This is a genomic window from Pseudogracilibacillus sp. SE30717A, from assembly GCF_037071985.1.
GTDB lineage: Bacteria > Bacillota > Bacilli > Bacillales > Amphibacillaceae > Pseudogracilibacillus.
On the sequence record NZ_JAXHDF010000009.1, the window covers coordinates 40,967 to 66,709 of the forward strand.

Consider the following 25,743-nt stretch of genomic DNA (forward strand, 5'->3'; position numbering starts at 1 on the left):
CACAAGGGGTCTCATCATCTCTCACCCATCAGTTATCGTTATACAGTTATTTTCATTTGATCATATGCAATTAGGATAGAATTTTTTTCATTATTTTTTTCAAACGTCTTATATACTTTATCATAAGGCTCATAATCACTTAAGTGAACAAAAATGATTTTCTCAATTTTTTCTAACTCATATTTTGTCAACACTTCTTCCATACTTGAATGAAATTTTGTTATGTTTTGAGCTGTCGTTGCTTCATGAATTAAAATATCAATATAATTATATTCATTTAGATGTTCATTTATTTCAGTATCTGCAGAATATACGATTCTTTTTTCTTTATAGATAAACTCATACCCCACTGTAGGAATAGAATGTTTTGCTGGAAATGTCCCTACTTTTATGTCATCTGTCTGTATAATTACAGATGGTTCTTCTCCATTAAATGGTATAAGCTGGATATCAAATTGAATCCCCCACTCATCAATTTGAATCGTATCCATCCAACGCTTCAGCTGTTCCTCATTTTGCTTCTCCGTATAAATGAATAACGGTTCTGTTCGCCCTTCAAGCCACATTCCCCATAATAATGAAGGAAGTCCATATATATGATCAATATGTATATGAGTTAAAAGGATACTGTCAATTTCTCGAGAAGATTTATTTATTTCTTTTAATCTTCTCACTGGATTTCCACTCACATCTACTAAAATATTTTTATCATCATAAGAAAACAAAAAAGATGTATTATCTCGTTCCGAACTTGGGAAAGCACTCCCTGTCCCAAGAAAATAAATCATTGCCATATGGAAAGTCCCCCTACTTTATTCCTGAATGCATAAAGCTTGAAACAAACTGCTTTTGGAAAATAAAGAAGGCTATCAATAAAGGTAGAATAACGGTTACCGTTCCTGCTGTAATGACTCCCCACTGTGCCCCTGTTTCAAATGCTTGCGCAAATAAAGCTAATCCAACTGTTAGTGGACGGTTATCAACGGAATCCGTAATAATTAACGGCCACATAAAGTTACTCCAATGTGTACTTACCGAAACAAGTGCAAAGGCTACGTACGTCGGTCGAGCGGCTGGAATATATACATGCCATAGCGTTTGCCACCAACGGCTTCCATCCATTTTGGACGCTTCATCCAACTCGTAAGGTACTTGTTTAAATGTCTGTCTCATTAAAAACATTCCGAATGCAGAAGCCCAATATGGCATCATCACAGCTAATTTCGTATCAACTAACCCTAACTGAGCCATAATTTGATAGTTTGGAAATAATAATATTTCCGGTTGAATCATTAACTGTATTAAAAACGCTATGAATAAAATTTCTTTTCCTTTAAAATTGACTCGCGCAAATGCATAAGCAGCAAGAGTGATTGTCAGTAATTGTACAATTAACACTCCAAATACGATGATTAACGTATTCAAATAATATTTTAAAAATGGTGCTGCTTCCCAAGCCTCTTTGAAGTTATTCAAGGTTGGATTTTTTGTCCAGAATGGATTAGATCCGCTTATAATCTCACCTGATGGCGAAATAGATGTAATAAAAACCCATATTAGTGGGATAAAAAATAATAGTCCTAAGAAAATGAGTAAACAATAGTTGAGTATTTTCCCCAAAATAATAGCTTCCTTTCCTAATAATGAATTCTTTTATCAAGATAAAAGTAATTAAAAGCTGTTACTGACAATAATATTGCTATTAGAATAATTGTTAATACAGCAGCTTTTCCTAAGTCCCAATTTGTAAATGCCACTTCATAAATGTAATAAAGAAGTAAATTGGTAGCATTATCAGGGCCACCCTTTGTCATAATGTATAAATGGTCAACATTCTTAAATGAGTTTGTAATTGCAACAATCATAACAAAGAGAGTTGTCGGCATAAGCAGTGGAAATGTTATATTTTTAAACATTTGAAACGGTTTTGCTCCTTCGATTAAAGCAGCTTCATAAACATCTCCAGGTAGATTTTGTAATCCTGCCAAATAAAAGATCATATAAAAACCGGCATCTTTCCAAATAATCATAAATATAATTGCAAACATAGCAAGATTTGGACTACCTAACCAGTTAGGTCCCTGGATACTCAAAAAGTCTAAGAAGCGATCCATTAAACCGTATTTAGGTGTATAAACAAATAACCAAATATTCGCAACAGCTATTAAAGGAATTAATGTAGGATAAAAGAAAGCTGTTCGTAAGAAAGAACTCCCTTTAATGTTTTTATTTACCCAAATAGCTAAATACATTGCTAAAAAGATACTTGTTGGTACTGTGCCAATTAAAAATAGAATGTTGTTTAGTAATACTTTACGAAATAATTCGTCTGAAAAAACATTTTTGTATTGATCAAGTCCTGAAAACTGCAACCTAGTTAAAGGACCACTATAAAAACTTAATTTAATTGACTTGATGACAGGATAAAATGTAAATAACGACAAGAAAATAAATGATGGAATTAAAAGAGAATAACCAAATAAATTTTCTTTCATACTAACCGATAACCCTTTTTTAGGTTTCTGATGAGCCATAATAAAACTAAATACCTCCAATTAGAGACTGGGACAAAAGCTAGAAAGAGTTTATTGAAACACGAATGATTACGTTTATAATAGTCGCTACAGAAATACGGTTCGTGTTTCATATCTACTATTTTGTTTTGTCCCAACCTCCTATTATATTGTCGCTTTTTTATAAAGCTTAGCGCTTCCATTTTTCTATATTTTGAAAGAAAAAACTTGCCGCATCATTAAGATAACTAGTTGAATAAATACCTAAAAGACTGCAGCAAGTTGTCACCGGAAATATCTCTATACGTAAGCTATAGAACGTTCTAAAGCTTACGTATATATAACAGGAACATTTCTTTCATTCATTAAAATCCTTTTTCTCTCTAGGATTTTTTTCGTTCATTTAAACTGCTAATCTTGGAACGGTTCTAATATTTTATCAGCTTCTTCTTGGGCATTTTTTAACCCGTCTTCTACAGAAGTGTTGCCTGTTAGAATCGACTGAAGTGCATCATTAAATAATTTTTGAATTTCACCGTTTTGGTATGTTGCTAATTCACTATCTGCGTATTCTAATTGCTCACGAGCAACAGTTGATTCAGGGAATACTTCTGTATATTCCTTTAAAGCTTCTGTTTCATAAGAAGATTCTCTTGTTGCAACATAGCCAGTATCAATTGACCACTGTGCAATAGTCTCTGGTTCTGTTAAGAATTCCATAAATTTAATTGCTGCTTCACGATTTTCTTCTGGAATATCTTTAAATAAGTAGATATTTCCTCCACCTGTAGGGGAACCATATTGATTATTTGCTGGTAAGAAAGAAACACCAAAGTCAAATTCAGCATTTTCTTTTACATTTGTTAAGTTTCCTGTTGTATGGAACATCATTGCTGTGTTTCCACTTAAGAAATCTGAAGGAACGGTTGCCCATTCAATGATTCCTTCAGGCATAATTTTATGTTCATTTCCTAAATCTAACCAGTATTCCATCGACTCTTTCACATATGGAGCATCAAAATAAACTTCTTTACCATCTTTCGACATGATGTTTTCTTCCGTCTGTAGTGCTAAAGCTTGAAGCATCCAATATTGGTATCCAGTACTTGGAATTTCTAAGCCCCACTGCGTTTTTCCTTCATCAATGGTTAATTTTTTACCGTACTCAACTAGTTCATCCCAGTTGGCAGGTGGCTTTTCAGGATCGAGTCCTGCTTCTTTAAATGCATCTTTATTGTAATATAATACGATTGTACTTCTTTGGAATGGTAAGCTATATACGCTACCGTCAATCGATGAGTTTTCCATGAAAGCACCATAAAAATCATCTAAATAAGCTTGATCAAATAAAGGTGTTAACTCTTCAATAACATCATTTTCTAATAAAGTAAATAAGTCAATCGAGAATAATACAGCTAATTCTGGTGCATTACCACCATGTACTGCTGCCATTACTTGTGTCATCGTTTCTTCATAACTTCCACCAAACTTTGCGTTCACCTTAATATCCGGATTATCTTCTTCAAAATCAGCTACTAGATCATCAACTAAATTTGCGATTGGTCCACCAACTGCTACCGGGAAGTAGAAATCGATTTCAGTTTTATCGCCACTTTTCTCTTTCTTCTCACTTGCACTATCCCCACCGCCACAGGCTGCTAAAAATACGACAAGTAAGACAGATAATAAAAGCATTAACCCTTTCCTCATTAACCCCACTCCTTTTTTTGGAAGTAAAAAATCCCCATGGTTAAATAAATTGATTGCACACCAATTTATGAAACACATGGGGGTTCTCTCTACTCCAACCCAATAATATTATTTCCTTCATTTTATATGAATAGAAAAATTATGTCAATATACCTAAATATTTAATTTATGTAAATAGAAATTAAATATTTTTTATTATCTGAACTATTCTCGCTTCTAGATTCTACAAGCTTCGTACAATTGTTCTTTCACTCCGAACAATTACGTATAACTTTTTTATATTGTTCGTTTAAAATCGCTCTCAAAAGGAATAGATATGTAAAACAGAATATCGTTTTTATTTTTGGAAATGCTAAAGAAGAATAGTTTAAAAAGTTAGAGGAGGCAAATAAAATGGCACGAATCGGAGTTGAACCGGCACTTTCAAATGTAAAAAAAGCATTAAAGGAAATGGGACATGAAGTAGTAGAAATTCAATCCGAGGAGGATGCTACAGGTTGTGATAGCATTGTTATCTCAGGTTCAGACAAGGATATGATGGGAATTGCCGATGTTGCAATCGAAGGTTCTGTAATTAATGCCGAAGGATCAACATTAGATGAAATCTGCGAAATGGTTGAAAAAAGAGTACATTAAGTAAACATGATATAAAAGTCCACACCGCTAAATGGTGTGGATTTTTTAATTCATAGACATTATTTCAAGAAGAAAACAATCGTAATAAAAACTTAACATCTAATTTCCTTGGTAGGTGTTTATGAATGGTTAGTAAGGGGGATGTAATTTAGTAACTTTATACATGAAGCTAACTTCTTCTTTTACTTTACTTAAAACAAATTTACATAGAGTATTTTGTAAAATCTTGAAATACCGTAAACACCTTTTTCTAAAATTATCTTTAGGGGTGACGATTATGAAAGGCATTGTATTAGCAGGCGGAACAGGTTCACGTCTTTTGCCGAGTACGAATAGTACAAATAAACATTTGCTGACTATCTATGATAAGCCGATGATTTACTACCCGATTTCCGTTTTAATGTTAGGAGGAATTACCGATATTCTTATTATTTGTACGAAAGAAGATCAATCTCGTTTCCAAGACTTATTAGGCGATGGAAGTTCATTTGGCATTCAACTTTCATATGAAATCCAAGAGGAACCAAATGGAATTCCTGAAGCATTAACCATTGGAGAAAAATTTATTGGGACAGACGATGTTACGCTTATCCTTGCAGATAACATCTTCTTTGGCCAAGGGTTTACAAATGTCATTCGGCAAGCGATTCGCGATAATCAGCATGCTACCATTTTCGGCTATCGTGTAAAGGATCCACAACGATTTGGTGTCATTGAGTTCGATGAGCAGCAAAATGTTATTTCACTTGAAGAAAAACCGGAGCAACCTAAATCTGATTTTGCCGCAACAGGATTATATATTTACGATCATCAAGCAGTTAAGATGGTGAAGAAATTATCATTCTCTAAACGAGGGGAACTGGAAATAACCGATTTAAATAAATTATATCTTGAAAAAGGACAATTGAAGGTGCAGTTACTTGGGCGTGGGTTTGCTTGGATGGATGCAGGTACCCATGAAGCTTTGTTTGAAGCCTCAGCATTCGTTAAAAGTATTCAAGACCGCCAAGGGTTCAAAGTTGCCTGCCTTGAAGAAATTGCATACTATCTTGGGTTTATTTCGAAAGAGGACCTTTATGAAATCGGAAAGCGAATGGAAAACAATGAATACGGAACATATTTATTGGAACTGGCAGAACGAAAACATACCCAACAATATTGGGATGAATCCATACATTATCCCCACTTGAGGCCGGTAAGACATGGATAATTCTAAGCCAACATTGTTAATAACCGGTGGTGCAGGGTTTATCGGTTCTAATTTTGTTACGTATTTTACGAAAAAACACCCGGACAAACAGCTTATTAATATCGATAAATTAACGTATGCCAGTTCCGTAGATTACATCGCAAATCTACCCAATAAAAATTATACATTTATTCAAGGTGATATTACGGATGTTAAATTCGTTAATGAGTTATTTAATTCCTTTACAATTACAGGAATCATTAACTTTGCTGCCGAGTCACACGTAGATCGTTCGATCAATTGTGCAAAAACATTTATGGCAACCAATGTATACGGTGCATTTAATTTGATAAATAGTGCCAAAACACATTGGGAAAAACAAGGAAACATACATACTAATCGATTTCATCAAATCTCAACTGATGAAGTATACGGTTCACTCGGAGCTAATGGAAGTTTTCATGAAGATACACCATATGATCCACGCAACCCTTATAGTGCCTCTAAAGCGAGTGCTGATTTAATTGTAAAAAGTTTCGCTTATACGTACGGAATGAATGTCGTCATTTCGAGTTGTTCTAATAATTATGGACCGAATCAACATAAAGAAAAGTTTATTCCGACGATTATTTCAAAAGCAATAAAGAAAGAAGAAATTCCTATTTACGGAGATGGCGAGAATATCCGTGATTGGCTTTATGTGATGGACCATTGCCGAGCAATCGACTTAATATTTCATCATGCAAATCGTTTAGATAAATATAATATTGGTGGAAATTGTGAACAGACCAACAATACGATTGCTAAAAAAGTATGCGCTCTACTTGATGAACATCCGCTTACGAAAAAAGATGGATTTAAACATGAACAATTAATAACGTATATAGATGATCGTCTAGGTCATGACCGTAGATATTCAGTTGACGATTCAAAGTTAAGGAAAAATCTAGGGTGGAAACAAAAAGTTATGTTAGAGGAAGGGTTAGAAAAAACAGTGGACTGGTATGTGAGAAAATGGAAAGAAAAAATATGTTAATCTCTGTCGTCATCCCCGTATACGGGTGTAATCATTGTTTACTTGAATTAACAGAACGAATTTCCCAAACATTAGAGGAAATTACAGATGCATATGAAATTATTTATATCAATGATGGAAGCCCTGATGATTCATGGTCGACTATCGTGAGTTTATGTAAATTAGATTCAAGAATTAAAGGAATCCATTTATCACGTAATTTTGGCCAACATCATGCCATCACGGCTGGTCTTGATTATGCCCGTGGTAAATGGATTGTTGTGATGGACTGTGATTTACAAGATCGTCCAGAAGAAATCCGGAGATTGTATGAAAAAGCTCAAGAAGGTTATGATGTCGTTTTTGCTTCAAGAGAAGAACGTCAAGATTCATTGATAAAAAAACAGAGTTCAAAATATTTTTATAAAATTTATAACTATTTAGCAAACCAATCAAGTGACCATCAGGTTGCCAACTTCAGTATTAGCTCTCATAGAGTAATAGAGGGTTTTCGCAAAATGAGAGAACAAAATCGAATTTTTCCATTATTTATCCAATGGATGGGATTCAAAACTGCCTATCTACCTGTTAAACACCAACAACGAAGAGCTGGAAAGTCTTCCTATAGCTTTAAAAAGTTAATTATTTTAGCGACCGATGTAATTATTTCTCAATCCAACAAACCACTTCGCTTTTCGATTCAAGCAGGTTTGTTCATTGCTTTTTTTTCATTTTTATATGGGGTCTACTTGTTTATACGTTATTTTTTCTTAGCCAAACAAGTTCCCGGTTGGACCAGTTTAATGGTTTCCATTTTCTTTTTTGGCGGGTTGATTTTATTCAATCTAGGCATTATCGGCCTTTATTTAGGTAAAGTTTTCAACGAAACAAAAGCCCGTCCACTATATTTAATAAAAGATGAACGCAACATACTTGTCGAAGGAGATGATATTCATGAACGGGTTGAAACCGACTCCCTGGGATAAGAGAACGTTTCACATCGATACGTACGAAGTGATTGATATAAATGAAGATACATTGAAGTTAACAGATGAGTTAGAAGGCCATTATACATTAAAAATTGATCCATTAACAAACCATCAGATTGTACATGAACATGGTTTTTATTATGTAGACTCTTTAATTGAACCGCGGTGCAATAGAGAAAATCTACAACTCTTTCACCGGAATACTGTCTTTTTAACTAATGATTATGAACCGGAAAAATTGTTAGATATCGCTGCTACTACTTTTGAACATGGCCGCTTTCATAGGGACTTTAACATCCCAAATAAATTGGCAGACGAGAGATACATGCGATGGGTAAAAGACCTAATTGATGAAGACTGTATGTATGCCCTTGTTTATGACGAAAAAGAAGTAGGATTTTATGGGTTTAAAGATGATGCTGTTTTGCTATTAAGTATCGATCCTGCTTACCAAGGAGCAAAACTGGCAAAACCATTTACGAGCATGGCTGTAAAAAAACAGTTTCAACAAGGATATGATCAGTTAAAAACATCAATTTCGGCAGCAAATTTAAAGTCTTTAAATTTGTTTCTACAACTTGGTTTTACCTTACATAAAACAGTTGATGTGTATCATAAGTTAAACAGCGAATCATTAAAGGATGTGTAAGATTGGGATATATGTATATAGCTTTAACAATCGGCTTTACTGTCTACGGTCAACTCATACTCAAATGGCGTATCGACCAAGTTGGGAATTTACCAGACCAAACTGTAAGTAAATTGATCGCGATAATTACTTTATTAATTGATCCATTTATTTTATCCGGATTACTATCCGCTTTCATTGCATCTCTTTTTTGGATGGCGACAATGACTAAATTTGATATTAGTTATGCTTACCCATTTATGAGTTTATCCTTTGCGCTTGTGTTTCTTTTGTCTGCCTTTCTGTTCGCTGAACCTGTCACCATTCAGAAAGTGGTTGGACTCGCATTTATTGTAGTGGGAATTTTTATTTCAAGTCAAAGTATATGAGGTGATGAAATGATCCCTTTTAATAAACCTGCAATTCTTGGTGAGGAAATACATATGATAGAACAAGCATTACACCAAGAAAAATTGTCAGGAAATAATACATACACGAATAAATGTATTGAACTCCTTAAAGAAATTACAATGTGTAAAGAGGCGCTACTTACCCCATCCTGTACAGCTGCTTTGGAAATGTGCGCCTTACTCATCGATGTGGAAGAAGGCGATGAAATTATTATGCCATCTTATACATTTGTCTCAACAGCAAATGCTTTTGTGCTCCGTGGTGCAAGCATTCGCTATGTAGATATCGATCCATACACTATGAATATTACTGCTGAATCAATAGAACATGCCATTACAACTAAAACAAAAGTAATCGTCGTCGTGCATTACGCAGGTGTTGCATGTGAAATGGATCAAATTATGAAACTGGCAGCTACTTATCGTTTATGGGTCATTGAAGATGCGGCCCAGGCCTTACAAAGTAAGTATAAGGACTCTCCTCTCGGTTCCATCGGACATTTAGCTACGATTAGTTTTCATGATACGAAAAACTATACGTGTGGAGAAGGTGGTGCACTATTAATCAATGATGACCGTCTAGTAGAACGTGCTCATATTATTCAAGAAAAAGGCACAAATCGAACGGCTTTTAAAGAAGGAAAAGTAGACAAATATACGTGGAGAGATATTGGCTCCTCCTATTTATTAAATGAATTAAGTGCTGCCTTTCTATACGTTCAGTTAGAAAATGCCGATAAAATTTATACAAACAGAATGAACGCGTGGGTACAATATGATGAAAAACTGGCAGAATTAGCAGGTCAAGAAAGAATTGAAAAACCTGCTGTCCCTCCCTTTTCTGTCCATAATGCTCATCTGTTTTTTATTAAAACAGCAGACAAAGATGAAAGAACTAAGCTAATGAATTTTTTACAAAATAAAAAAATTCAAACGACGTCTCATTATGTACCACTCCATACTTCTGTTGCCGGGAAAAAATTCGGTATCTTCGTTGGAAATGATCGCTATACAACAAAAGAAAGTGAACGTCTAATTCGTTTACCACTTTTTTATGGGATATCAGAGAAGGATGTTACGTATGTCACAGAACAGATCTATACCTTTTTTTCATAAAGGGCTATTTATTACTGCCATTCTTATTATTCTTGCGTATGTGTCTCCTTATTATTTTTTAGGAGAACATACGCATATTCGGGTTCATGATAATTTAGATTCAAATATAGTCTGGTATAAAGTATTAGCTGAGAGCGGAATGATTTTTGCTGGACCGGATGCAGTTTTGCCCAATATAATAAACGGCCTGCCCCGTAGTGCCCTCCCTTCTGCTTTAGATGGTGTAGTATGGCTCTATGTAGTATTTCCGCCGTTTGTCGCTTATTCTATTAGTCAAACAATTATGCGAATTACAGCTTTTATCGGCATGTATTATTTACTTCGGACTTATATCCTATCTGATGATCAAAGATCGAATGATATAATTATCATCGGTGTTTCGGTTTGTTTTGCACTTTTACCATTTTGGCCGTCTGGAATGCTATCCATTGCAGGCTTACCACTTGCAACATATCTTTTTCTTTCCATTCGTGAAAAACAGTTTCAAGCACCGATACACCATTGGATCATCCTATTTATCATTCCTTTTTTTGCTAACTTTATTTTAACGTTCTTTTTCTACTTAACAATCATTGGCCTTCTATTCTTATATGATTTTTGGAAAGAAAAACGGTTTAATCTCGGTTTTTTTGTAGCCATTTGTACAATGATTTCAATTTTTTTAATAAAAAATTATTTACTTATTTACTCCATGTTTATTACTGGTGACACTGACTCTCACCGGAAAGAGCTTGATCTTGGCTATAATAATCTCGGACAGACATTTCAATTATTGAAAAAAAACATTATCTATAGCCATACCCATGCTCTTGATGTTCATGAAACGGTCATTTTACCTGTTATTTTAATTAGCATTATAATTGCTCTTTTTAAAAAAAGATCTATTCATTTCTTAATCAAACTGTTCCTTTTAAATATCCTTTTCTCCGTCATTTATAGCTTTTGGTACTGGGAAGGATTACGGATAATAAAAGACCATTTCTCTTTTTTCAATGAATTTAACTTCGGCCGTTTTCATTTATTGCGCCCATTCTTATGGTATATGATGTTTGCCATTGCTCTATCAATTATTTGGAAAAACATAAAATGGGGATCCATTATCGTCTCCGCTGCACTCATTATTCAACTGAGTCAGTTATTTTTACTAACAGAAGAGATTAAATATCGTCAAGTTGGAACACCTACTTTTGCAGAGTTTTATGATGAAGATTTATTTCGGCAAATAAAAGAATATATCGGAGAACCGCCCGATCGTTACCGTGTCGCAAGCCTTGCTCTGCATCCAACTATTGCACAGTATAATGGTTTTTACACATTAGATACGTACAACAATACCATTCCACTTACATATAAACATGAGTTTCGAAACATCATTGCACCAGAATTAGAGAAAAACAAGACACTTCAGAAGTATTATGATACTTGGGGTAGCCGACTTTATCTATATAGCGATGATATTGGCAAAAAGTATGTTTATAAAAAAGGCAGTAAGACAAAGATTGAAAACTTAGACCTTAACTTAGAAGCATTTAAATCACTTGGAGGAAAATATATTTTATCCGGACTACCAATTAATAATGCAGAGGAATTGGGAGTCAATTTTGAAGGGAGTTTTACAACCGAGAACTCCTATTGGGAAATTTATTTGTATGAAGTTCCTTAATTTGAATGGAAGTTGAACATGTTAGTGCGACAGTCGATTAGATGCGCTGAAAGTTGCTCGAGTTAACCCGAAAGTTGAGCGAATGAACTGAAAGTCGCGCGAGTTGAGGCGAAAGTTGAGCGAATGAACTGAAAGTTGCGCGAGTTAATGCGAAAGTTGAGCGATTGAACTGAAAGTCGCGCGAGTTAAGGCGAAAGTTGAGCGATTGAACTGAAAGTCGCGCGAGTTGAGGCAAAAGTTGAGCGAATGAACTGAAAGTTGCTCGAGTTAATGCGAAAGTTGAGCGAACGCACTAAAAGTTGCTCGAATTAATGCAAAAGTTGAGCGATTGAACTGAAAGTCGCGCGAGTTGAGGAGAAAGTTGAGCGATTGAACTGAAAGTTGCTCGAGTTAATGCGAAAGTTGAGCGAACGCACTAAAAGTTGCGCGAGTTAAGGCGAAAGTTGAGCGAACGCACTAAAAGTCGCGCGAGTTGAGGAGAAAGTTGAGCGATTGAACTGAAAGTCGCGCGAGTTAACGAGAAAGTTGAGCGAATGCACTGAAAGTCGCGCGAGTTAAGGCGAAAGTTGAGCGAACTCACTAAAAATTGCTCGAGTTGAGGCGAAGATAGCTTATCTTTTTACAAAACTATAGTTTACATTTAGACATCCAATTATAATATCAATAAATTAAAAAATCCGAACTGATTCAAACTCTAAGCCAGAGTGTACAGTTCGGATTAACTCTATATTTATAAAATTTATTTAAGTTTCTTTGCGTTTACGCTAATCGTTTAATTCTTTCCTCTAAATCTGGGTGAGTTGAGAACATTGTTGCAAATTTCTTTTTCCCATTAATTTTCATCGTAGCAACTGCTGTATCTTCCCCGCCAACTGTTGCTCGATCAGCATATGCACGTAAACTTTCTAGCGCATGTCTCATTTTATCGCGCCCTGCTAAATCTGCGCCGCCTCTATCCGCATGAAACTCTCGGTGACGTGAGTAGGCAAATACGACAAGACTGCCGAGAATAGAAAATAGTAGTTGGAAAACAATAATTGCGACGAAATGAACGATTGGTGCAATTTCGCTTCGTACAAATTGAGAAGCAATATAGGCAACAATACGTGATAAGAATACAACAAATGTATTCACAACTCCTTGAAGAAGCGTCATCGTAACCATATCTCCATTAGCGATATGAGCTACCTCGTGTGCAATGACTCCTTCGATTGCATCATCATCCATTTCATTTAAAAGCCCTGCAGAAACCGCTACTAAAGAACTTTTCTTAGAAGGTCCAGTTGCAAACGCATTTACTTCCGGCGAATGATAAATTCCCACTTCTGGCATATGGACAAGACCTGCCGCTCTCGATAAGCGATGTACCTTTTCAACTACCATCGCTTCATACTCGTTTTCTGGGCGCTCAGGATCAATCACTTTTACTCCCATCATTTTCTTAGCTGTCCATCTTGAAATTAAAAGTGAAATAAATGAACCTGTAAAACCGATAACCGCACTAAAAATCAATAACGAACCAAAATTAATATTTCCGTATTGATCAATATAATGACCTATTGGAAGTATTGTAAAAATAATACTAATCGTCAATAAAACTAATACGTTTGTTAATAAAAAATAAAAAATCCTCTTCCCCATCTTGTTCCTCCTTATTATCTATACTAATTATTTTATAACATCTTACATAAAATATGAACTTATATTAAGAGATTTATAAGGTGAGCGATAGAAATGAATCATTGGAACTAGCTATTTCCAATAAATTTACGTAAAACCCTACTCTTGGCATAGGTCAGATGTACATCAACTTATAGAGCTCTCATCTATATACCTTCTATTTGTGGGTCTTGATTAAAAGAAAATAAACTTTCGAATAGAAGTTTTTTTCTTTCTTCACGGGGGATAAATTGGCGAATATTATGTTCATCAAATCCGACTTGTAATTTATTATCATCAAAAATTAACGGATGACGAACCAATCTCGGAAACTCCTGGATCAGTTTATACAATTTTTTTAACGGTAAAGTTTCTAAGTTTAAATCTAATTCTTTATATATTTTTGATCTCGTCGAAATAATCTCTTCTGTACCAGCTTCTGTTAAACGTAGAATATGTTGAATTTCGTCAACAGATAAAGGATGCCTCATTATATCTCGGTAAATATAAGGAATATTATGTGCGTTAAACCATCGCCTTGATTTTCTTGTAGATGCACACGAAGATCCATATACTTTTATTTTCATCATTAAATCAACCTTTCAAAAGAAATATAGTTTATTTTCATAAGGTAATAGACTATTTCTTAACAAATCCACGTTTCAACAAATTAATTTGTGTCGTATAATTATAGATCACTTCTTCATTCGTCAGGTCCTTAGCGAACTTTCGGACAATGTTTTCCAACATGATCATCGAAACGATTTGCACCATTTGAAATAGTTCACAGTCATTTTCAATGTTTAACAGATCACGATTAATTAATTGTTTATACACGGAATAATGCTTGTTCATCCCACTGTAGTTGATACTTTTAAGAAATGTTTTCTCTATTTTATAGTTCATGTTTAAAAATACATTTTTATAAAAATTGCGAATTCCTTCATCGTCCATCTCTACTAACATCGAATGAAACATCTCTTTAATAGATTCAAAAATATCTCCATTATTTTTATTTAAGGAGGCAATAAATTCATCTTGTCTTTTAGCAGCATGCTCATTTAAAAGATAAAAATAAAGATCTTCTTTATCGTCAAAATACTGATAAAAACTTCCTCTTGGTATTTCAGCATCTTTTACAATATTTGCAACAGAAGCCTTTCCTAACGAGACCCGGGAAAACTCTTTTGTTGCTGCTGATAATAATATTTGCCTTTTTTCTTCCGGCAAATTGAAAAAAGTTTGTCTCGGCAATTTCATCCTCCTGTACTATAAGTGACACTGTGTCATTCAATAATTTTAGTATAAATGACACCATGTCACTTGTCAACGACTCTATGACAAGGTGTCACTATTTTGTCAAAATTATATTTTTAGTATGATATGAAAAAAACGAATCTATTCGGAATATCAACGAGTAGATTCGTTCTGTATCAAAACGGTTCACTTATTTTCATTACAATTTATTATTCGGCAATTTATCAAATAAGACGAGCGAAAAAGTAGCAATTGGGCCAAGCATTAAAGAAAGTAAAAACCAGTTTAGTCCACTTCGATTTTTTCCTTGAGCTAAACCTGCATTGATTAAAGCTAATGTTCCCCATCCTACAAAATATTCTTCATTCATTTTGTTCACTCCTAGCGTTTCAACGTACATCTGTATTAACTTATATTTACCTTATTACTACCTTTTTTCCTGTTTCAATATATTTCATATGCTGTTTCCATTATAATACATATAAGACAGAAATGAAGGAGGACTTTCATGTTACCGGAACCTATCATCAATACGTTTAACCGAATAGTCGGTAAAGACAATGCAAAAACAGATCAAGCTACACTGCTTGCCTACTCCTATGATTCTACTGCACAATATCAAGCATTACCTCAAGCGGTGCTTTCACCACGAAATACATCAGAAGTTGCTGAAATTGTCAAAATATGCAATGAAAATAAAATCCCAATCGTTCCACGCGGTTCAGGAACGAACTTATGCGCAGGAACTACTCCTCTAGAAGGTGGTATTGTATTACTTTTTAATCATATGAATGAGATTTTGGAAATAGATGAGAAAAATTTAACAATGACTGTACAACCAGGTGTTTATACTAAAACAATTTTTGAAGCAGCCGATGAAGTCGGTTTGTTTTATCCACCTGATCCTGGATCCATGCATATTTCTCAAATTGGTGGAAATATTAGTGAAAATTCCGGAGGATTGCGTGGATTAAAATATGGAGTGACAAATGACTATGTGCTTGGTCTAGAAATCGTCCTTCCTAGCGGTGAAATTATTCGCACAGGAGGAAAACTAGCAAAGGATGTCGCCGGATACAATCTTACTGAATTATTTACAGGTTCGGAAGGCACTCTAGGAATTATTACAGAGGCCATTTTAAAACTTATTCCAAAACCAGAAGCAAAAAAGACGATGTTAGCGTTATTCCATGATTTAGAATCTGCAGCCAAAACTGTCTCTGCTATTATCGAAAATCGGATTATCCCTGTTACGCTTGAGTTTTTAGACCAACAAACAGTAAAAGTAGTTGAAGATTTTGCTCAAATCGGTCTTCCTACCGAAGCGAAGGCGATTCTATTAATCGAACAGGATGGTGCTCCGGAAGTCGTTGAACGTGATATTAAAAAAATATCTGAACTATGCAATAAAAATCATGCATTTGACATATCGATTGCTAAGACTGAAGCGGAAGCTGAGGGGCTGATGACTGCCCGTCGAGCTGCCTTGTCCGCTTTATCGAGACTGATGCCTACGACTATTTTAGAAGATGCAACAGTGCCAAGGTCTGAGATTGCTAATATGGTAAACGCTATCGAAGAAATTGCGGAGAAATATAATGTGAATATATGTACGTTCGGTCACGCTGGCGATGGTAATTTACATCCTACCTGTCTAACAGATGCACGAAATAAAGAGGAGATTTCTCGGGTTGAAAAAGCATTTGAAGAAATTTTTAAGAAAGCCGTTGCATTAGGAGGCACTATTACCGGAGAGCATGGAGTAGGAGCGATGAAATTACCGTACTTACATTTAAAAGTCGGAGAAGCTGGTGTGGATGTGATGCGGAACATTAAAGAAGCGATCGATCCGAATTATATTTTGAATCCTGGCAAAATGTTTACTCGCAGCTCGGAGGTGAAATTGTCTTGAAACAAGAAGAACAAGCACGAATTCAACAAGCCTTTAAAGAAAAAGTTGATTATAATGAATTAATGAATTGCACAAGATGTGGGTTTTGCCTTCCTAGCTGTCCAACTTATATAGAAACTGGAAAAGACGAAGTTCATTCACCAAGAGGCAGAATTGCTCTTATGAAAGGTGTTGTGGATGGCTTAATCGAACCGACAGATGAAGTGAAACGTTCGATCGATATGTGTCTTGGCTGTAGAGCTTGTGAACCCGTCTGTCCTTCTGGAGTAAAGTTTGGTCATCTATTAGAACAAGCAAGAGATGCAATCTATCAGTCTAATAAACAATCCATACCTGCTAAACTTACTCGAAAGCTTGCCTTTCGTTCCCTATTTCCTCACCAAAACAGAATGAGGAATTTAACAAGCTTAGTAGGTTTTTATCAAAGAAGCGGGATACAGCGAGCAGCTCAAAAAACCGGTATGATCAATATTTTACCGGGAAATTTACGAACAATGGAAAAAGTTTTACCTAATGTTCCTAAAAGAAAGGAATTAAACAACAGACCACAATTTTTGCAAGCCTATTTTGAGAAGAAAAAGCGTGTCGCATTTTTCGCTGGGTGTTTAATGGATACTCTTTTTATGAGGACAAATGATGCGACCACTAAATTATTACAATATGCTGGATGTGAAGTTGTTATTCCTGAACACCAAGGCTGTTGTGGAGCATTACATGGTCATAGTGGAGAAATGAAGTTTGCTAAAGAAATGGCGAAAAAAAATATCCGTGTGTTTGAAGATGAAGAAATTGATTATATTATTACGAACGCTGGTGGCTGCGGTGCTTTTCTTCATGATTATGATTATTTGTTTAAGGATGAACCAGAATGGAAAGAACGAGCCGCGGCATTTTCGGCAAAGATCAAAGATATTTCTAGCATTTTAATAGACCTAAATTTTGATACGTCGGAGCTTCAATTAGATGAACAAATTGTTACCTATCAAGACTCCTGTCATTTGAAAAACGGTCAAAGAACATTTACAGAACCTAGGCAGTTATTACAGTCGATTGATGGAGTAAAATACATTGAAATGAATGATGCAAGTCGTTGCTGTGGATCTGCAGGGATATATAATATCGTAGAATCAGAGATGTCTATGCAAATTTTAAATTACAAAATGGAACAAGCGAAAAAGACAAAAGCGACTACCATTGTCACCTCTAATCCAGGCTGTTTATTACAAATGAAACTAGGCATCGAACGAGAAGGCTTAACAGGAAAAGTGGAAGCGGTACATATTGTGGACTTTTTATTGGAAGCATATGAAAATAAACTAGAAAAAGAGAGTGCTAATTAATTTAATTACAAGTTCTTTTGGAAAATGCAATAAGCGCCATTACAAAATAGATACTAAATCACAACTGATTTGTTATCCTGTTTTTGTTAATATACCATTTTAAATTCCATTATTGAATACAATTTTTTAGTCTAATTTGTTGTATTACAATAGACGGTGTAATACTTCAAGTTGGATAAATTAATTTGCTAACATTTTAAGTAAAAGAAATAAAAGACATAAGGTTGGGACATAAGCTAGAAAGAGTTATTGAAACACGAATAATTACGTTTATAATAATCGCTACAGAAATAAACTTCGCTAACTTGAAATAGTGATCGTCTTTCATATCTACTATTTTGTTTTGTCCCAACCTCCTTGAAAATTCATATGATTATAACATACTTCCACAATCGTGCACGTTTACGTAATATGTAACTTACCCTTTTTGTTCCACTCTTCTTATTCCCTTGCGTAAAAGAAAATAAGTAAGAAACAGGAGAGTTGTTACACCCGTTGCTCTACCGATGGAAATCCAATTAATTCCTCCATGTCTGATTGTGCTAACAATTAAAATACCTATTAAGATACCTAAACCAAACATAATATATGATTTCCAACCCAACTTCTGTTTACTATCTTGAATCACTTGTTCTTTCAACTCATCATCACTCCTTAATAATTCATCGATTGTGATATCAAATAAATCACTTAAATTGATAATCACTTCGATACTGGGATAGTTTTTACCAGTTTCCCACTTTGAAATGGATTGGCGACTAACATATATTTTTTCAGCAAGGTCTTCTTGTGACCAACCTCTTTTTTCTCTTTCTCTTTTTATTTTTTCCCCAAAAAACATGTTGTTCATCGCCCTTTCTTATTCCAGTATTATTGGAGTGACAGTTAAAGTAAAGATAGTTCTAGGTGCATCAAGGTGCAACCTGTTGTTGCTACCTTGTATTTTCTGCTTTTAAAGACTATTTCCCATTAGTTGTATCTTTATATACAGCTTAACATAATTATAAAAGACTCTCTTTAAATGCAGCATAAAAGCACTGCAAAATACAGTGCTAATTGAGACTAAAATTTGATGGTTTTCAAGATGCAGTTTGATATATTAATTACCTTTTTTCACCTCTGAAGAGGACCTGTTATTCATTTGTCCCACTCACTTTTTTATGTGACTGCACTCACGGTTGGTTCGGTAATGGTCAACGTATTATTGAATGTATTCAAATTAGCTGTTGCTCCAACAGGAATAGCAGCTTTATAAAATCCATGTCCAGTTGCAACGTTCGTCATAAGCGGCTTCCCTAACGGTACAATCACTCCATTAATTAGATCTGCATAAGATGTATTATATGCATCTGGACAGTTTGTACACTCCCCCATGACAATCCCGATACAATCATTAAATTTTCCAGCTGTCTCCAACATCGATAGATATCTAAAGATCGTATTAATCGGTTCATGCGTATCTTCTAAAAAGAGTATTTTCCCAGTCGTGTCGATCTCATAAGGTGTTCCAAGCGTCCCAATTAAGGAAGTTAAATTTCCACCTACAAGCGGTCCAGTGACATTACCTTGTATCAAACTTATTTGTGGGACTCCAGGAGGATTTTCAATCACTCTAGTCGGTAAGACAACCGATGTTGCTTCAAAAAATTGATTAAAATTATATGCTGGAGTAGTTGGTCGAAAGTCAAGCAACAATAAACTATGAAGAGTGATCAGGTCGGACTTCTGGGATAAGACATTTAATAATATCGTTATATCACTATACCCGGAAATGATTTTGGGATTATTTTTTATTACTTCATAATCCAAATAAGGCAAGATCCCTTGTACACCGACACCACCTCTAGTTGGAAGAATCATTTTTACTACATCATTTGTGAACATATCCATTAAATCAGCGGCTCTTTGTTCTGCTGTTCCAGCGAGAAAGCCTGTTGCAGCATATACATTTCTTCCAAGAACAACATTGAATCCAAGGCTTTCTAAGAATTGAATTCTCTCGTTAATAATCAGTGGATTCAACGGACTGCCAAGAGTAACGATCCCAATCGTATCCCCTGGTTCTAAAATCGGAGGTTTAATTGCCATATTAATTAACACCTGCCACTACTTTTTATACTACATTAACCTATTCAATTACTCGCCCCTCCGTGACATGTATTACTAATTGAGAACAAATCTTCATGGGATTACATACTAAATTTTGCTATACTTATACAAAAGGGTGAAATATTTTCTTCATTCACTGCCATTCGATGTTATAAATGGTACATTTGAAAGCGGTATTGAGTTTTTTATTTACATATTATAAGGAGGTAAACAAATGAAACAAGTATACACATCCTTTGAGGAAGTAATTAGTGATATAAAGGATGGTTCAACCATCATGGTCGGCGGTTTCGGTTTATGTGGAATTCCTGAAAATTCAATTCTTGCATTGGTAGATAGCGGCGTTAAAGACTTAACAGTTATTTCAAATAACTGTGGAATCGATGATTTCGGTTTAGGCCTATTATTAAAAAACAAACAAATTAAAAAAATGATCGGCTCTTATGTAGGAGAAAATAAAGAATTTGAACGACAAGTTATTGAAGGTATTGTCGAAGTCGAGTTAACACCACAAGGGACATTAGCAGAAAAAATTCGAGCAGGAGGTGCTGGGATACCAGCGTTTTATACACCTGCCGGGGTTGGTACACCAATTGCAGAAGGAAAAGAAACGAGAACATTTAATGGAAAAGAATATGTTTTAGAAGAAGCATTAACAGCAGATTTCAGTTTCGTTCGGGCATGGAAAGGCGATAAAATGGGGAATCTGATTTATAACAAAACTGCAAGAAACTTTAATCCAATTATTGCAGCTGCTGGAAAAGTTACCATTGCAGAAGTAGAGGAAATCGTAGAAGTAGGAGAACTTAATCCTAACTTCATCCATACTCCGAGCATTTACGTACAGCGAATAATACAAGGAAATCAGGAAAAGCGAATTGAGCGGTTAACGGTCGCATCCTCAAATTAATCAAATAATAAAGGAGTGGTAAAAATGAGTAGAGCTGCAATCCGTGAAAAAATTGCGCGCAGAGCGGAAAAAGAAATAAAAGATGGATACTACGTAAATCTAGGTATAGGCATGCCTACATTAGTAGCGAATTATATTTCTGAAAATAAACATGTTGTTTTACAATCCGAAAATGGATTATTAGGAATCGGTCCTTATCCACAGGAGGATGAGGTTGATGCAGACTTAATTAATGCAGGTAAAGAGACTGTTACTACCATTGATGGAGCAGCGTTTTTTGATAATGCGGAATCGTTTGCTATGATTCGTGGCGGCCATATTAATCTTGCCATTCTTGGTGGAATGGAAGTGTCTGAATCAGGTGATTTAGCTAATTGGATGATTCCTGGAAAAATGATCAAAGGAATGGGTGGAGCAATGGACCTTGTTCATGGTGCCCAACAAATTATTGTCATCATGGATCATGTGACCCGTGATGGCCAACCGAAAGTTTTAAAAAAGTGTACATTGCCACTGACCGGAAAAGGTGTAGTGAATAAGATTATTTCTGAGCGTGCGGTTATTGAAGTCACAGAGAATGGCCTCGTCTTGTTAGAAGTTGCTGATGGGTTTACTGTTGATGAAGTAATCGAATCAACAGGTGCTGAACTAACAGTTAGTAATGAACTGCTTGAAAATGCATTTTAATCGGAACCAGCTCCATCCATTTAAATAAGTCTGTTCAACTTTTTGTGAGCGAACCGAATCTCCCCTATCTTGTCGGTAGACAATTCGGTTCGTTCATGTCACTAAAAGCTGACGTTTTTTTTAATGGAACTCTTATTAGTAGATATTCCTACCTTTCACTTCGTTTTCCCCACCACGTTGCAAGCAACGGACCTGATATATTATGCCATACACTAAATAACGCGCTTGGCACAGCTGCTATTGGGGCGAAATGGGCAAGTGCTAAAGTTGCTCCTAACCCGGAATTTTGCATTCCAACTTCAATTGAAATAGCTTTTTGATCGCGAAAATCCAGTCTTATCACTTTAGCAAGAAGATATCCGATTAAAAGGCCTAGCACATTATGTAGCATAACGACAGAAAATATTAGCAATCCTGTAGTTGCAATTGCATCTTTATTTACTGCTACAACAGCAGAAGCTACGGCAACAATTCCGATAACAGACACGAGCGGCAATACTCCTGTACTTTTTTCTACTTGTTTTTTAAATAACACTCGTACAACAATCCCTAACACAATCGGAACTAACACAACCTGAACGATAGTTAAAAACATATCGCCCGCCGATACTGGTAACCATTTACTTGCAAATAATAGGGTTAGAGCAGGTGTCAAAATTGGTGCTAATATAGTGGAAAAAGCTGTTACCGTAACGGATAACGCAGTATTTCCTTTTGCTAAAAAAGTCATGACGTTTGAAGCGGTTCCTCCCGGACAACAGCCAACTAATATTACTCCGATTGCGACTTCTGCCGGCAGCTGAAATACAGTTGCCAAACCAAATGCCAATAACGGCATAATTGTATACTGAGCAAGTACACCGATTAAAACACTTTTTGGTGCTTTTACAATTCCTTTAAAATCATCTAATGATAGTGTCAGTCCCATACCAAACATAATAATTCCAAGTAATAATGAAATATGTGGAGCTATCCATGTAAATCCTTCAGGGATAATAAATGCAAAAACAGCAAACAAGATCACCCAAATAGCAAATGTATTCCCCGCAAAGCTACTTATTCTCTCTAGTATTCTCATAAATACTCCCTCCCTTATTTCTCATATAGTAACACAGTTTTGTAATTTTTAATAAATTCCAATTTTGACCCCTCCCTATTTTCCACTTTATGGTATACTATGAATAAAACATGGGGAGGCAAGTGTTTTATGGACGTTTCGATACGCCAGATGCAAAAAGAAGATATAGCTTCGGTACAGGAGGTTGCCAAGATTAGTTGGCATGATACATATGAAGATTTAATCCCAATTGATGTTCAAAATCGCTTTTTAAACTCCGCATATAGTAATGAATCAATGTTTAATCGTTTGAAACATTCACATCTATTCGTTGCAGAGGTAGATGAAAAAATAGTCGGTTTCGCAAATTTTTCTCCTGTTCAAAAGGATGGAAAAATTGAACTGGGTGCTATTTATCTAAATCCAGCCTATCAAGGAAAAGGTATCGGTACATCCCTTCTTGCCAAAGGTATTAAAATGGACGGTGTGAAAAAGCTAATTGTTAATGTAGAGAAAGAAAATGAAAAAGGAATGAATTTTTATCATGCAAAAGGATTTGAGTTTGTTTCTGAACATGAGGAGGAGTTTGACGGTCATCTACTTAAGACAGTCTGTTTAAAATTAACCATTTAAGGCCTAAATCTACTAAACTATGTCTGTTACGAATGAAAAGAGACTGGGATCACTAAGGAATTTTCACTAAAGACGAATATAAATGAACAAATATTTGTGCGCTGACCTGTATTTAACTCTTTATAGAAGTTTTTTCAATTACAGTTCGTTTTAGTCCAACTACTTTTGTCCCAGCATCTTCAATAAGACGTAAACATTTTCGGAGAACTTTCAATTTTTATTCAAAAACAAGTTTCCCATTTATATATGTAGAAACAATTTCTGTACGTAAATCAAACGGGTCTCCATTCCAAACAACGAAATCGGCATCTTTCCCTTCTTCAATGGAACCAACTCGATCCTCTACTCCTAAATGTTTTGCTGCATTGATTGTAATTGCTTGAAGAGCCTGTTCCTCCGTAAAGCCTTCTTTCACAGCATGAATCGCACTTGTCATTAAGTACTCAATAGGAACTACTGGATGATCCGTCGTAATAGACACTGGTACCCCGGCATAGGCGAGTGTAGGTAATGTATGCCAACCCATATTGGATAATTCAAGTTTAGATCTTGATGACATCGTTGGTCCAATGGATACAGATACATCATGCTCGGCAAGATAATCTGCAATTAAATGTCCTTCTGTACAATGTTCAATTGTGATATCCAAATCAAATTCTTTCTTGATTCTTAAAACTGTCGCAATATCTTCTGATCGGTGAGCGTGTACCCGGAGTGGAATTTCTCGATTCAGTACTTTACCGAGGACTTCCAATTCTAAATCCCGTTCTCCCTTTCCTTCAGACAGTTTTTTTACATAGTTTTGTCCTTCGACAAGCTTTTTCCGTAATAAAGCTGCAACTCCCATTCTTGTCGTAGGCATTTTTCCTTTCGTACCGTAAACGCGTCTTGGATTCTCTCCTGTAGCTGCCTTTAATCCTGACAATGTACGAATCGCCATTTTATCTACAATATCTCCGTATGTTTTTACGACGAGCATCTCTCCGCCAATGACATTTGCACTCCCTGGCATTATTTGAACGGTTGTCACCCCTCCTTTTCTTGCATCCATAAATGCTTTATCATTTGGATTTATCCCATCAATTGCTCGTACATGTGGAGTAACTGGAGAACTGACTTCGTTAAAATCATGCCCGTCTTGCCCCACCCCATCTTCAAAAACTCCAAGATGTGTATGAACATCAATTAATCCGGGCGTAACAAACATACCCTGCAAATCAATTATTTCACAATCAATTTGTTCCTTTATATTTAATTTGGAAAACTTCCCATCTTCTACTAAAAAGGACCCTTCCGCAAAAAAATCTCCTGTACCTGTATACAACTTAGCATTTTTAACTATGTACATTGATATGTCCCCTTTCAATCGGTTTACATTTATTTTACCATTTGGAATTTCTATGTAAATGAAAAATACTAGAATACGAGCTAATTTAAACTTAACTACTTTTAAATGTAATCAATAAGTAAATTTGTTTGATGCAAATCTATATGAATATAGCTCCATTTTTTTAGCGATTATACAATGTATCAGGCAAACATGACATTTAAAAACACCTTTGCTATAATAAGAGTGTCTTAAGATATTCTTAAGCGTAGACTACTAGGGGTGCCCAATTATGTGGGCTGAGAGGAAATGCAAACATTTCCAACTCTTGTGAACCTGATCTAGTTCATACTAGCGGAGGGAAGTAGTTAAATTATTAGTTAATTTAACTATGTCACCAGGTTCAATTAGAATCTGGTTTTTTTATGTTCTTAAACTAGTTATCCGCTCATTTTCTAAAGGAGGAAATTTATGAATCGGACGCTTTTACTTACGTTAATGGCATTATTTGTAGCTATTGGTACACTAGGTTCTCAACTAATCTGGTTTCCGGCTGGAATTGCAAAAGCGTATCCTGTACAGCATGCTGTAAATGTGCTTGCAGCAGTAATGCTTGGTCCGGGACCCGCTGTTCTCATTGCATTTATGATCGGATTGCTTCGAAATATGCTCGGCTTAGGATCACTACTCGCCTTTCCAGGTGGGATGATCGGTGCTTTTTTAGCCGGCTATTTGTACAAACGTTTTGGCAAAAAATATTTCGCAGCATTTGGAGAAGTAATCGGTACTGGAATCATCGGCGCATTATTTTCCGTTCCATTTGCAAAAATTATAATGGGAACGTCATTCGGAGCTTTCTTTTTTGTTCCGCCATTTCTTATAAGCAGTATTACTGGAGCTGGGATTGCTCTATTTATTGTTTCGCGTGTAAAAAATGAAAAATTCATTCAATTAAAAACGAACATAAAAGGAGACTGATATCT

General features: G+C 35.4%; 26 protein-coding genes and 1 riboswitch. Of the genes, 14 read left to right on the top strand and 12 right to left on the bottom strand.

Features of this window, described 5'->3' with window-relative positions:
- Positions 1-38: 38 nt before the first annotated feature.
- The 4 genes from SPD48_RS14630 to SPD48_RS14645 form a co-directional block, all read right to left on the bottom strand.
- Positions 39-794, bottom strand: a complete 756-nt coding sequence (locus SPD48_RS14630) for an MBL fold metallo-hydrolase (RefSeq protein WP_336258877.1) — start codon at positions 792-794, stop codon at positions 39-41.
- A gap of 13 nt (positions 795-807) precedes the next feature.
- Entirely contained in the window at positions 808-1,620 is an 813-nt protein-coding gene (locus SPD48_RS14635) for a carbohydrate ABC transporter permease (RefSeq protein ID WP_336258878.1), read from the bottom strand.
- 17 nt (positions 1,621-1,637) lie between these two features.
- Positions 1,638-2,534: a carbohydrate ABC transporter permease gene (locus SPD48_RS14640; protein ID WP_336258879.1), complete on the bottom strand. Its 897-nt coding sequence runs from the start codon at positions 2,532-2,534 to the stop codon at positions 1,638-1,640.
- A gap of 390 nt (positions 2,535-2,924) precedes the next feature.
- Entirely contained in the window at positions 2,925-4,223 is a 1,299-nt protein-coding gene (locus tag SPD48_RS14645) for an ABC transporter substrate-binding protein (protein ID WP_336258880.1), read from the bottom strand.
- Between the two features lie 393 nt (positions 4,224-4,616).
- Between SPD48_RS14645 and SPD48_RS14650 the strand changes: the two genes are divergently transcribed.
- From SPD48_RS14650 to SPD48_RS14685, 8 genes are all read left to right on the top strand, one after another.
- Positions 4,617-4,859, top strand: coding sequence for a YkuS family protein (locus tag SPD48_RS14650; protein ID WP_336258881.1), 243 nt, complete (start codon positions 4,617-4,619; stop codon positions 4,857-4,859).
- A 277-nt stretch (positions 4,860-5,136) separates the two neighbouring features.
- Positions 5,137-6,069 (top strand): glucose-1-phosphate thymidylyltransferase RfbA, encoded by a 933-nt coding sequence (rfbA, locus tag SPD48_RS14655; protein WP_336258882.1) that lies wholly within the window; start codon positions 5,137-5,139, stop codon positions 6,067-6,069.
- Entirely contained in the window at positions 6,062-7,084 is a 1,023-nt protein-coding gene (rfbB, locus tag SPD48_RS14660) for a dTDP-glucose 4,6-dehydratase (RefSeq protein ID WP_336258883.1), read from the top strand. The genes rfbA and rfbB overlap by 8 nt, the downstream gene beginning before the upstream one ends.
- Complete coding sequence (locus tag SPD48_RS14665) at positions 7,063-8,049, top strand: glycosyltransferase family 2 protein (protein WP_336258884.1); 987 nt, start codon at positions 7,063-7,065, stop codon at positions 8,047-8,049. Before rfbB ends, SPD48_RS14665 begins: the two co-directional genes overlap by 22 nt.
- A complete protein-coding gene (locus SPD48_RS14670; RefSeq protein ID WP_336258885.1) occupies positions 8,018-8,701 on the top strand; it encodes an N-acetyltransferase in 684 nt (227 codons plus the stop codon). The genes SPD48_RS14665 and SPD48_RS14670 overlap by 32 nt, the downstream gene beginning before the upstream one ends.
- 11 nt (positions 8,702-8,712) lie before the next feature.
- Positions 8,713-9,069 (top strand): EamA family transporter, encoded by a 357-nt coding sequence (locus SPD48_RS14675; RefSeq protein WP_336259035.1) that lies wholly within the window; start codon positions 8,713-8,715, stop codon positions 9,067-9,069.
- A gap of 9 nt (positions 9,070-9,078) precedes the next feature.
- Positions 9,079-10,206: a dTDP-4-amino-4,6-dideoxygalactose transaminase gene (gene rffA, locus SPD48_RS14680; RefSeq protein ID WP_336258886.1), complete on the top strand. Its 1,128-nt coding sequence runs from the start codon at positions 9,079-9,081 to the stop codon at positions 10,204-10,206.
- Positions 10,172-11,869, top strand: a complete 1,698-nt coding sequence (locus tag SPD48_RS14685; RefSeq protein WP_336258887.1) for a DUF6044 family protein — start codon at positions 10,172-10,174, stop codon at positions 11,867-11,869. Before rffA ends, SPD48_RS14685 begins: the two co-directional genes overlap by 35 nt.
- A gap of 759 nt (positions 11,870-12,628) precedes the next feature.
- Here SPD48_RS14685 and htpX read toward each other — a convergent pair.
- The 4 genes from htpX to SPD48_RS14705 form a co-directional block, all read right to left on the bottom strand.
- Complete coding sequence (htpX, locus tag SPD48_RS14690) at positions 12,629-13,510, bottom strand: protease HtpX (RefSeq protein WP_336258888.1); 882 nt, start codon at positions 13,508-13,510, stop codon at positions 12,629-12,631.
- A gap of 185 nt (positions 13,511-13,695) precedes the next feature.
- The gene (gene spx / locus SPD48_RS14695; RefSeq protein WP_336258889.1) at positions 13,696-14,115 is read right to left on the bottom strand and encodes a transcriptional regulator Spx; all 420 of its coding nucleotides are present in this window, start codon (positions 14,113-14,115) and stop codon (positions 13,696-13,698) included.
- Positions 14,116-14,167: 52 nt separating this feature from the next.
- On the bottom strand, positions 14,168-14,782 hold the full coding sequence (locus SPD48_RS14700; RefSeq protein WP_336258890.1) for a TetR/AcrR family transcriptional regulator: 615 nt from the start codon (positions 14,780-14,782) through the stop codon (positions 14,168-14,170).
- A gap of 202 nt (positions 14,783-14,984) precedes the next feature.
- Positions 14,985-15,155: a hypothetical protein gene (locus SPD48_RS14705; protein ID WP_336258891.1), complete on the bottom strand. Its 171-nt coding sequence runs from the start codon at positions 15,153-15,155 to the stop codon at positions 14,985-14,987.
- A 138-nt stretch (positions 15,156-15,293) separates the two neighbouring features.
- Here SPD48_RS14705 and glcD point away from each other — a divergent pair, with 138 nt between their 5' ends.
- Both glcD and SPD48_RS14715 read left to right on the top strand, forming a co-directional pair.
- Positions 15,294-16,697, top strand: coding sequence for a glycolate oxidase subunit GlcD (glcD, locus tag SPD48_RS14710; protein WP_336258892.1), 1,404 nt, complete (start codon positions 15,294-15,296; stop codon positions 16,695-16,697).
- Positions 16,694-18,037: a (Fe-S)-binding protein gene (locus SPD48_RS14715; RefSeq protein ID WP_336258893.1), complete on the top strand. Its 1,344-nt coding sequence runs from the start codon at positions 16,694-16,696 to the stop codon at positions 18,035-18,037. The genes glcD and SPD48_RS14715 overlap by 4 nt, the downstream gene beginning before the upstream one ends.
- 418 nt (positions 18,038-18,455) lie before the next feature.
- Here the strand turns inward: SPD48_RS14715 and SPD48_RS19975 are convergent, their stop codons facing one another.
- The gene (locus SPD48_RS19975; RefSeq protein ID WP_442962166.1) at positions 18,456-18,878 is read right to left on the bottom strand and encodes a helix-turn-helix domain-containing protein; all 423 of its coding nucleotides are present in this window, start codon (positions 18,876-18,878) and stop codon (positions 18,456-18,458) included.
- Between the two features lie 317 nt (positions 18,879-19,195).
- On the bottom strand, positions 19,196-20,125 hold the full coding sequence (locus tag SPD48_RS14725) for a S66 peptidase family protein (RefSeq protein ID WP_336258894.1): 930 nt from the start codon (positions 20,123-20,125) through the stop codon (positions 19,196-19,198).
- Positions 20,126-20,360: 235 nt separating this feature from the next.
- Between SPD48_RS14725 and SPD48_RS14730 the strand changes: the two genes are divergently transcribed.
- Both SPD48_RS14730 and SPD48_RS14735 read left to right on the top strand, forming a co-directional pair.
- The gene (locus SPD48_RS14730) at positions 20,361-21,056 is read left to right on the top strand and encodes a CoA transferase subunit A (RefSeq protein WP_336258895.1); all 696 of its coding nucleotides are present in this window, start codon (positions 20,361-20,363) and stop codon (positions 21,054-21,056) included.
- Between the two features lie 24 nt (positions 21,057-21,080).
- The gene (locus SPD48_RS14735; RefSeq protein ID WP_336258896.1) at positions 21,081-21,743 is read left to right on the top strand and encodes a 3-oxoacid CoA-transferase subunit B; all 663 of its coding nucleotides are present in this window, start codon (positions 21,081-21,083) and stop codon (positions 21,741-21,743) included.
- Between the two features lie 148 nt (positions 21,744-21,891).
- Here SPD48_RS14735 and SPD48_RS14740 read toward each other — a convergent pair whose 3' ends face one another.
- Positions 21,892-22,821, bottom strand: coding sequence for a bile acid:sodium symporter family protein (locus SPD48_RS14740; RefSeq protein ID WP_336258897.1), 930 nt, complete (start codon positions 22,819-22,821; stop codon positions 21,892-21,894).
- 129 nt (positions 22,822-22,950) lie between these two features.
- Here SPD48_RS14740 and SPD48_RS14745 point away from each other — a divergent pair, with 129 nt between their 5' ends.
- Positions 22,951-23,433: a GNAT family N-acetyltransferase gene (locus tag SPD48_RS14745; RefSeq protein WP_336258898.1), complete on the top strand. Its 483-nt coding sequence runs from the start codon at positions 22,951-22,953 to the stop codon at positions 23,431-23,433.
- A 217-nt stretch (positions 23,434-23,650) separates the two neighbouring features.
- On the opposite strand, the gene SPD48_RS14750 is transcribed toward SPD48_RS14745, so the two are convergent.
- Positions 23,651-24,781 carry an amidohydrolase gene (locus SPD48_RS14750; RefSeq protein WP_336258899.1) on the bottom strand — a complete coding sequence of 377 codons (1,131 nt, stop codon included), beginning with the start codon at positions 24,779-24,781 and terminating at the stop codon, positions 23,651-23,653.
- A 247-nt stretch (positions 24,782-25,028) separates the two neighbouring features.
- A riboswitch (TPP riboswitch) is annotated at positions 25,029-25,140 on the top strand.
- 91 nt (positions 25,141-25,231) lie between these two features.
- Here SPD48_RS14750 and thiW point away from each other — a divergent pair.
- On the top strand, positions 25,232-25,738 hold the full coding sequence (thiW, locus tag SPD48_RS14755; RefSeq protein WP_336258900.1) for an energy coupling factor transporter S component ThiW: 507 nt from the start codon (positions 25,232-25,234) through the stop codon (positions 25,736-25,738).
- Positions 25,739-25,743: the final 5 nt, after the last annotated feature.

What these genes read in the sequence shown, in the direction of transcription:
- SPD48_RS14630 (WP_336258877.1), bottom strand. Translation starts at nt 794, where the DNA reads ATGGCAATGATTTATTTTCTTGGGACAGGGAGTGCTTTCCCAAGTTCG.
- SPD48_RS14640 (WP_336258879.1), bottom strand. Translation starts at nt 2,534, where the DNA reads ATGGCTCATCAGAAACCTAAAAAAGGGTTATCGGTTAGTATGAAAGAA.
- SPD48_RS14645 (WP_336258880.1), bottom strand. Translation starts at nt 4,223, where the DNA reads ATGAGGAAAGGGTTAATGCTTTTATTATCTGTCTTACTTGTCGTATTT.
- SPD48_RS14650 (WP_336258881.1), top strand. Translation starts at nt 4,617, where the DNA reads ATGGCACGAATCGGAGTTGAACCGGCACTTTCAAATGTAAAAAAAGCA.
- rfbA (WP_336258882.1), top strand. Translation starts at nt 5,137, where the DNA reads ATGAAAGGCATTGTATTAGCAGGCGGAACAGGTTCACGTCTTTTGCCG.
- rfbB (WP_336258883.1), top strand. Translation starts at nt 6,062, where the DNA reads ATGGATAATTCTAAGCCAACATTGTTAATAACCGGTGGTGCAGGGTTT.
- SPD48_RS14665 (WP_336258884.1), top strand. Translation starts at nt 7,063, where the DNA reads ATGGAAAGAAAAAATATGTTAATCTCTGTCGTCATCCCCGTATACGGG.
- SPD48_RS14670 (WP_336258885.1), top strand. Translation starts at nt 8,018, where the DNA reads ATGAACGGGTTGAAACCGACTCCCTGGGATAAGAGAACGTTTCACATC.
- SPD48_RS14675 (WP_336259035.1), top strand. Translation starts at nt 8,713, where the DNA reads ATGTATATAGCTTTAACAATCGGCTTTACTGTCTACGGTCAACTCATA.
- rffA (WP_336258886.1), top strand. Translation starts at nt 9,079, where the DNA reads ATGATCCCTTTTAATAAACCTGCAATTCTTGGTGAGGAAATACATATG.
- SPD48_RS14685 (WP_336258887.1), top strand. Translation starts at nt 10,172, where the DNA reads ATGTCACAGAACAGATCTATACCTTTTTTTCATAAAGGGCTATTTATT.
- htpX (WP_336258888.1), bottom strand. Translation starts at nt 13,510, where the DNA reads ATGGGGAAGAGGATTTTTTATTTTTTATTAACAAACGTATTAGTTTTA.
- spx (WP_336258889.1), bottom strand. Translation starts at nt 14,115, where the DNA reads ATGAAAATAAAAGTATATGGATCTTCGTGTGCATCTACAAGAAAATCA.
- SPD48_RS14705 (WP_336258891.1), bottom strand. Translation starts at nt 15,155, where the DNA reads ATGAATGAAGAATATTTTGTAGGATGGGGAACATTAGCTTTAATCAAT.
- glcD (WP_336258892.1), top strand. Translation starts at nt 15,294, where the DNA reads ATGTTACCGGAACCTATCATCAATACGTTTAACCGAATAGTCGGTAAA.
- SPD48_RS19975 (WP_442962166.1), bottom strand. Translation starts at nt 18,878, where the DNA reads ATGTTTTTTGGGGAAAAAATAAAAAGAGAAAGAGAAAAAAGAGGTTGG.
- SPD48_RS14725 (WP_336258894.1), bottom strand. Translation starts at nt 20,125, where the DNA reads ATGGCAATTAAACCTCCGATTTTAGAACCAGGGGATACGATTGGGATC.
- SPD48_RS14730 (WP_336258895.1), top strand. Translation starts at nt 20,361, where the DNA reads ATGAAACAAGTATACACATCCTTTGAGGAAGTAATTAGTGATATAAAG.
- SPD48_RS14735 (WP_336258896.1), top strand. Translation starts at nt 21,081, where the DNA reads ATGAGTAGAGCTGCAATCCGTGAAAAAATTGCGCGCAGAGCGGAAAAA.
- SPD48_RS14740 (WP_336258897.1), bottom strand. Translation starts at nt 22,821, where the DNA reads ATGAGAATACTAGAGAGAATAAGTAGCTTTGCGGGGAATACATTTGCT.
- SPD48_RS14745 (WP_336258898.1), top strand. Translation starts at nt 22,951, where the DNA reads ATGGACGTTTCGATACGCCAGATGCAAAAAGAAGATATAGCTTCGGTA.
- SPD48_RS14750 (WP_336258899.1), bottom strand. Translation starts at nt 24,781, where the DNA reads ATGTACATAGTTAAAAATGCTAAGTTGTATACAGGTACAGGAGATTTT.
- thiW (WP_336258900.1), top strand. Translation starts at nt 25,232, where the DNA reads ATGAATCGGACGCTTTTACTTACGTTAATGGCATTATTTGTAGCTATT.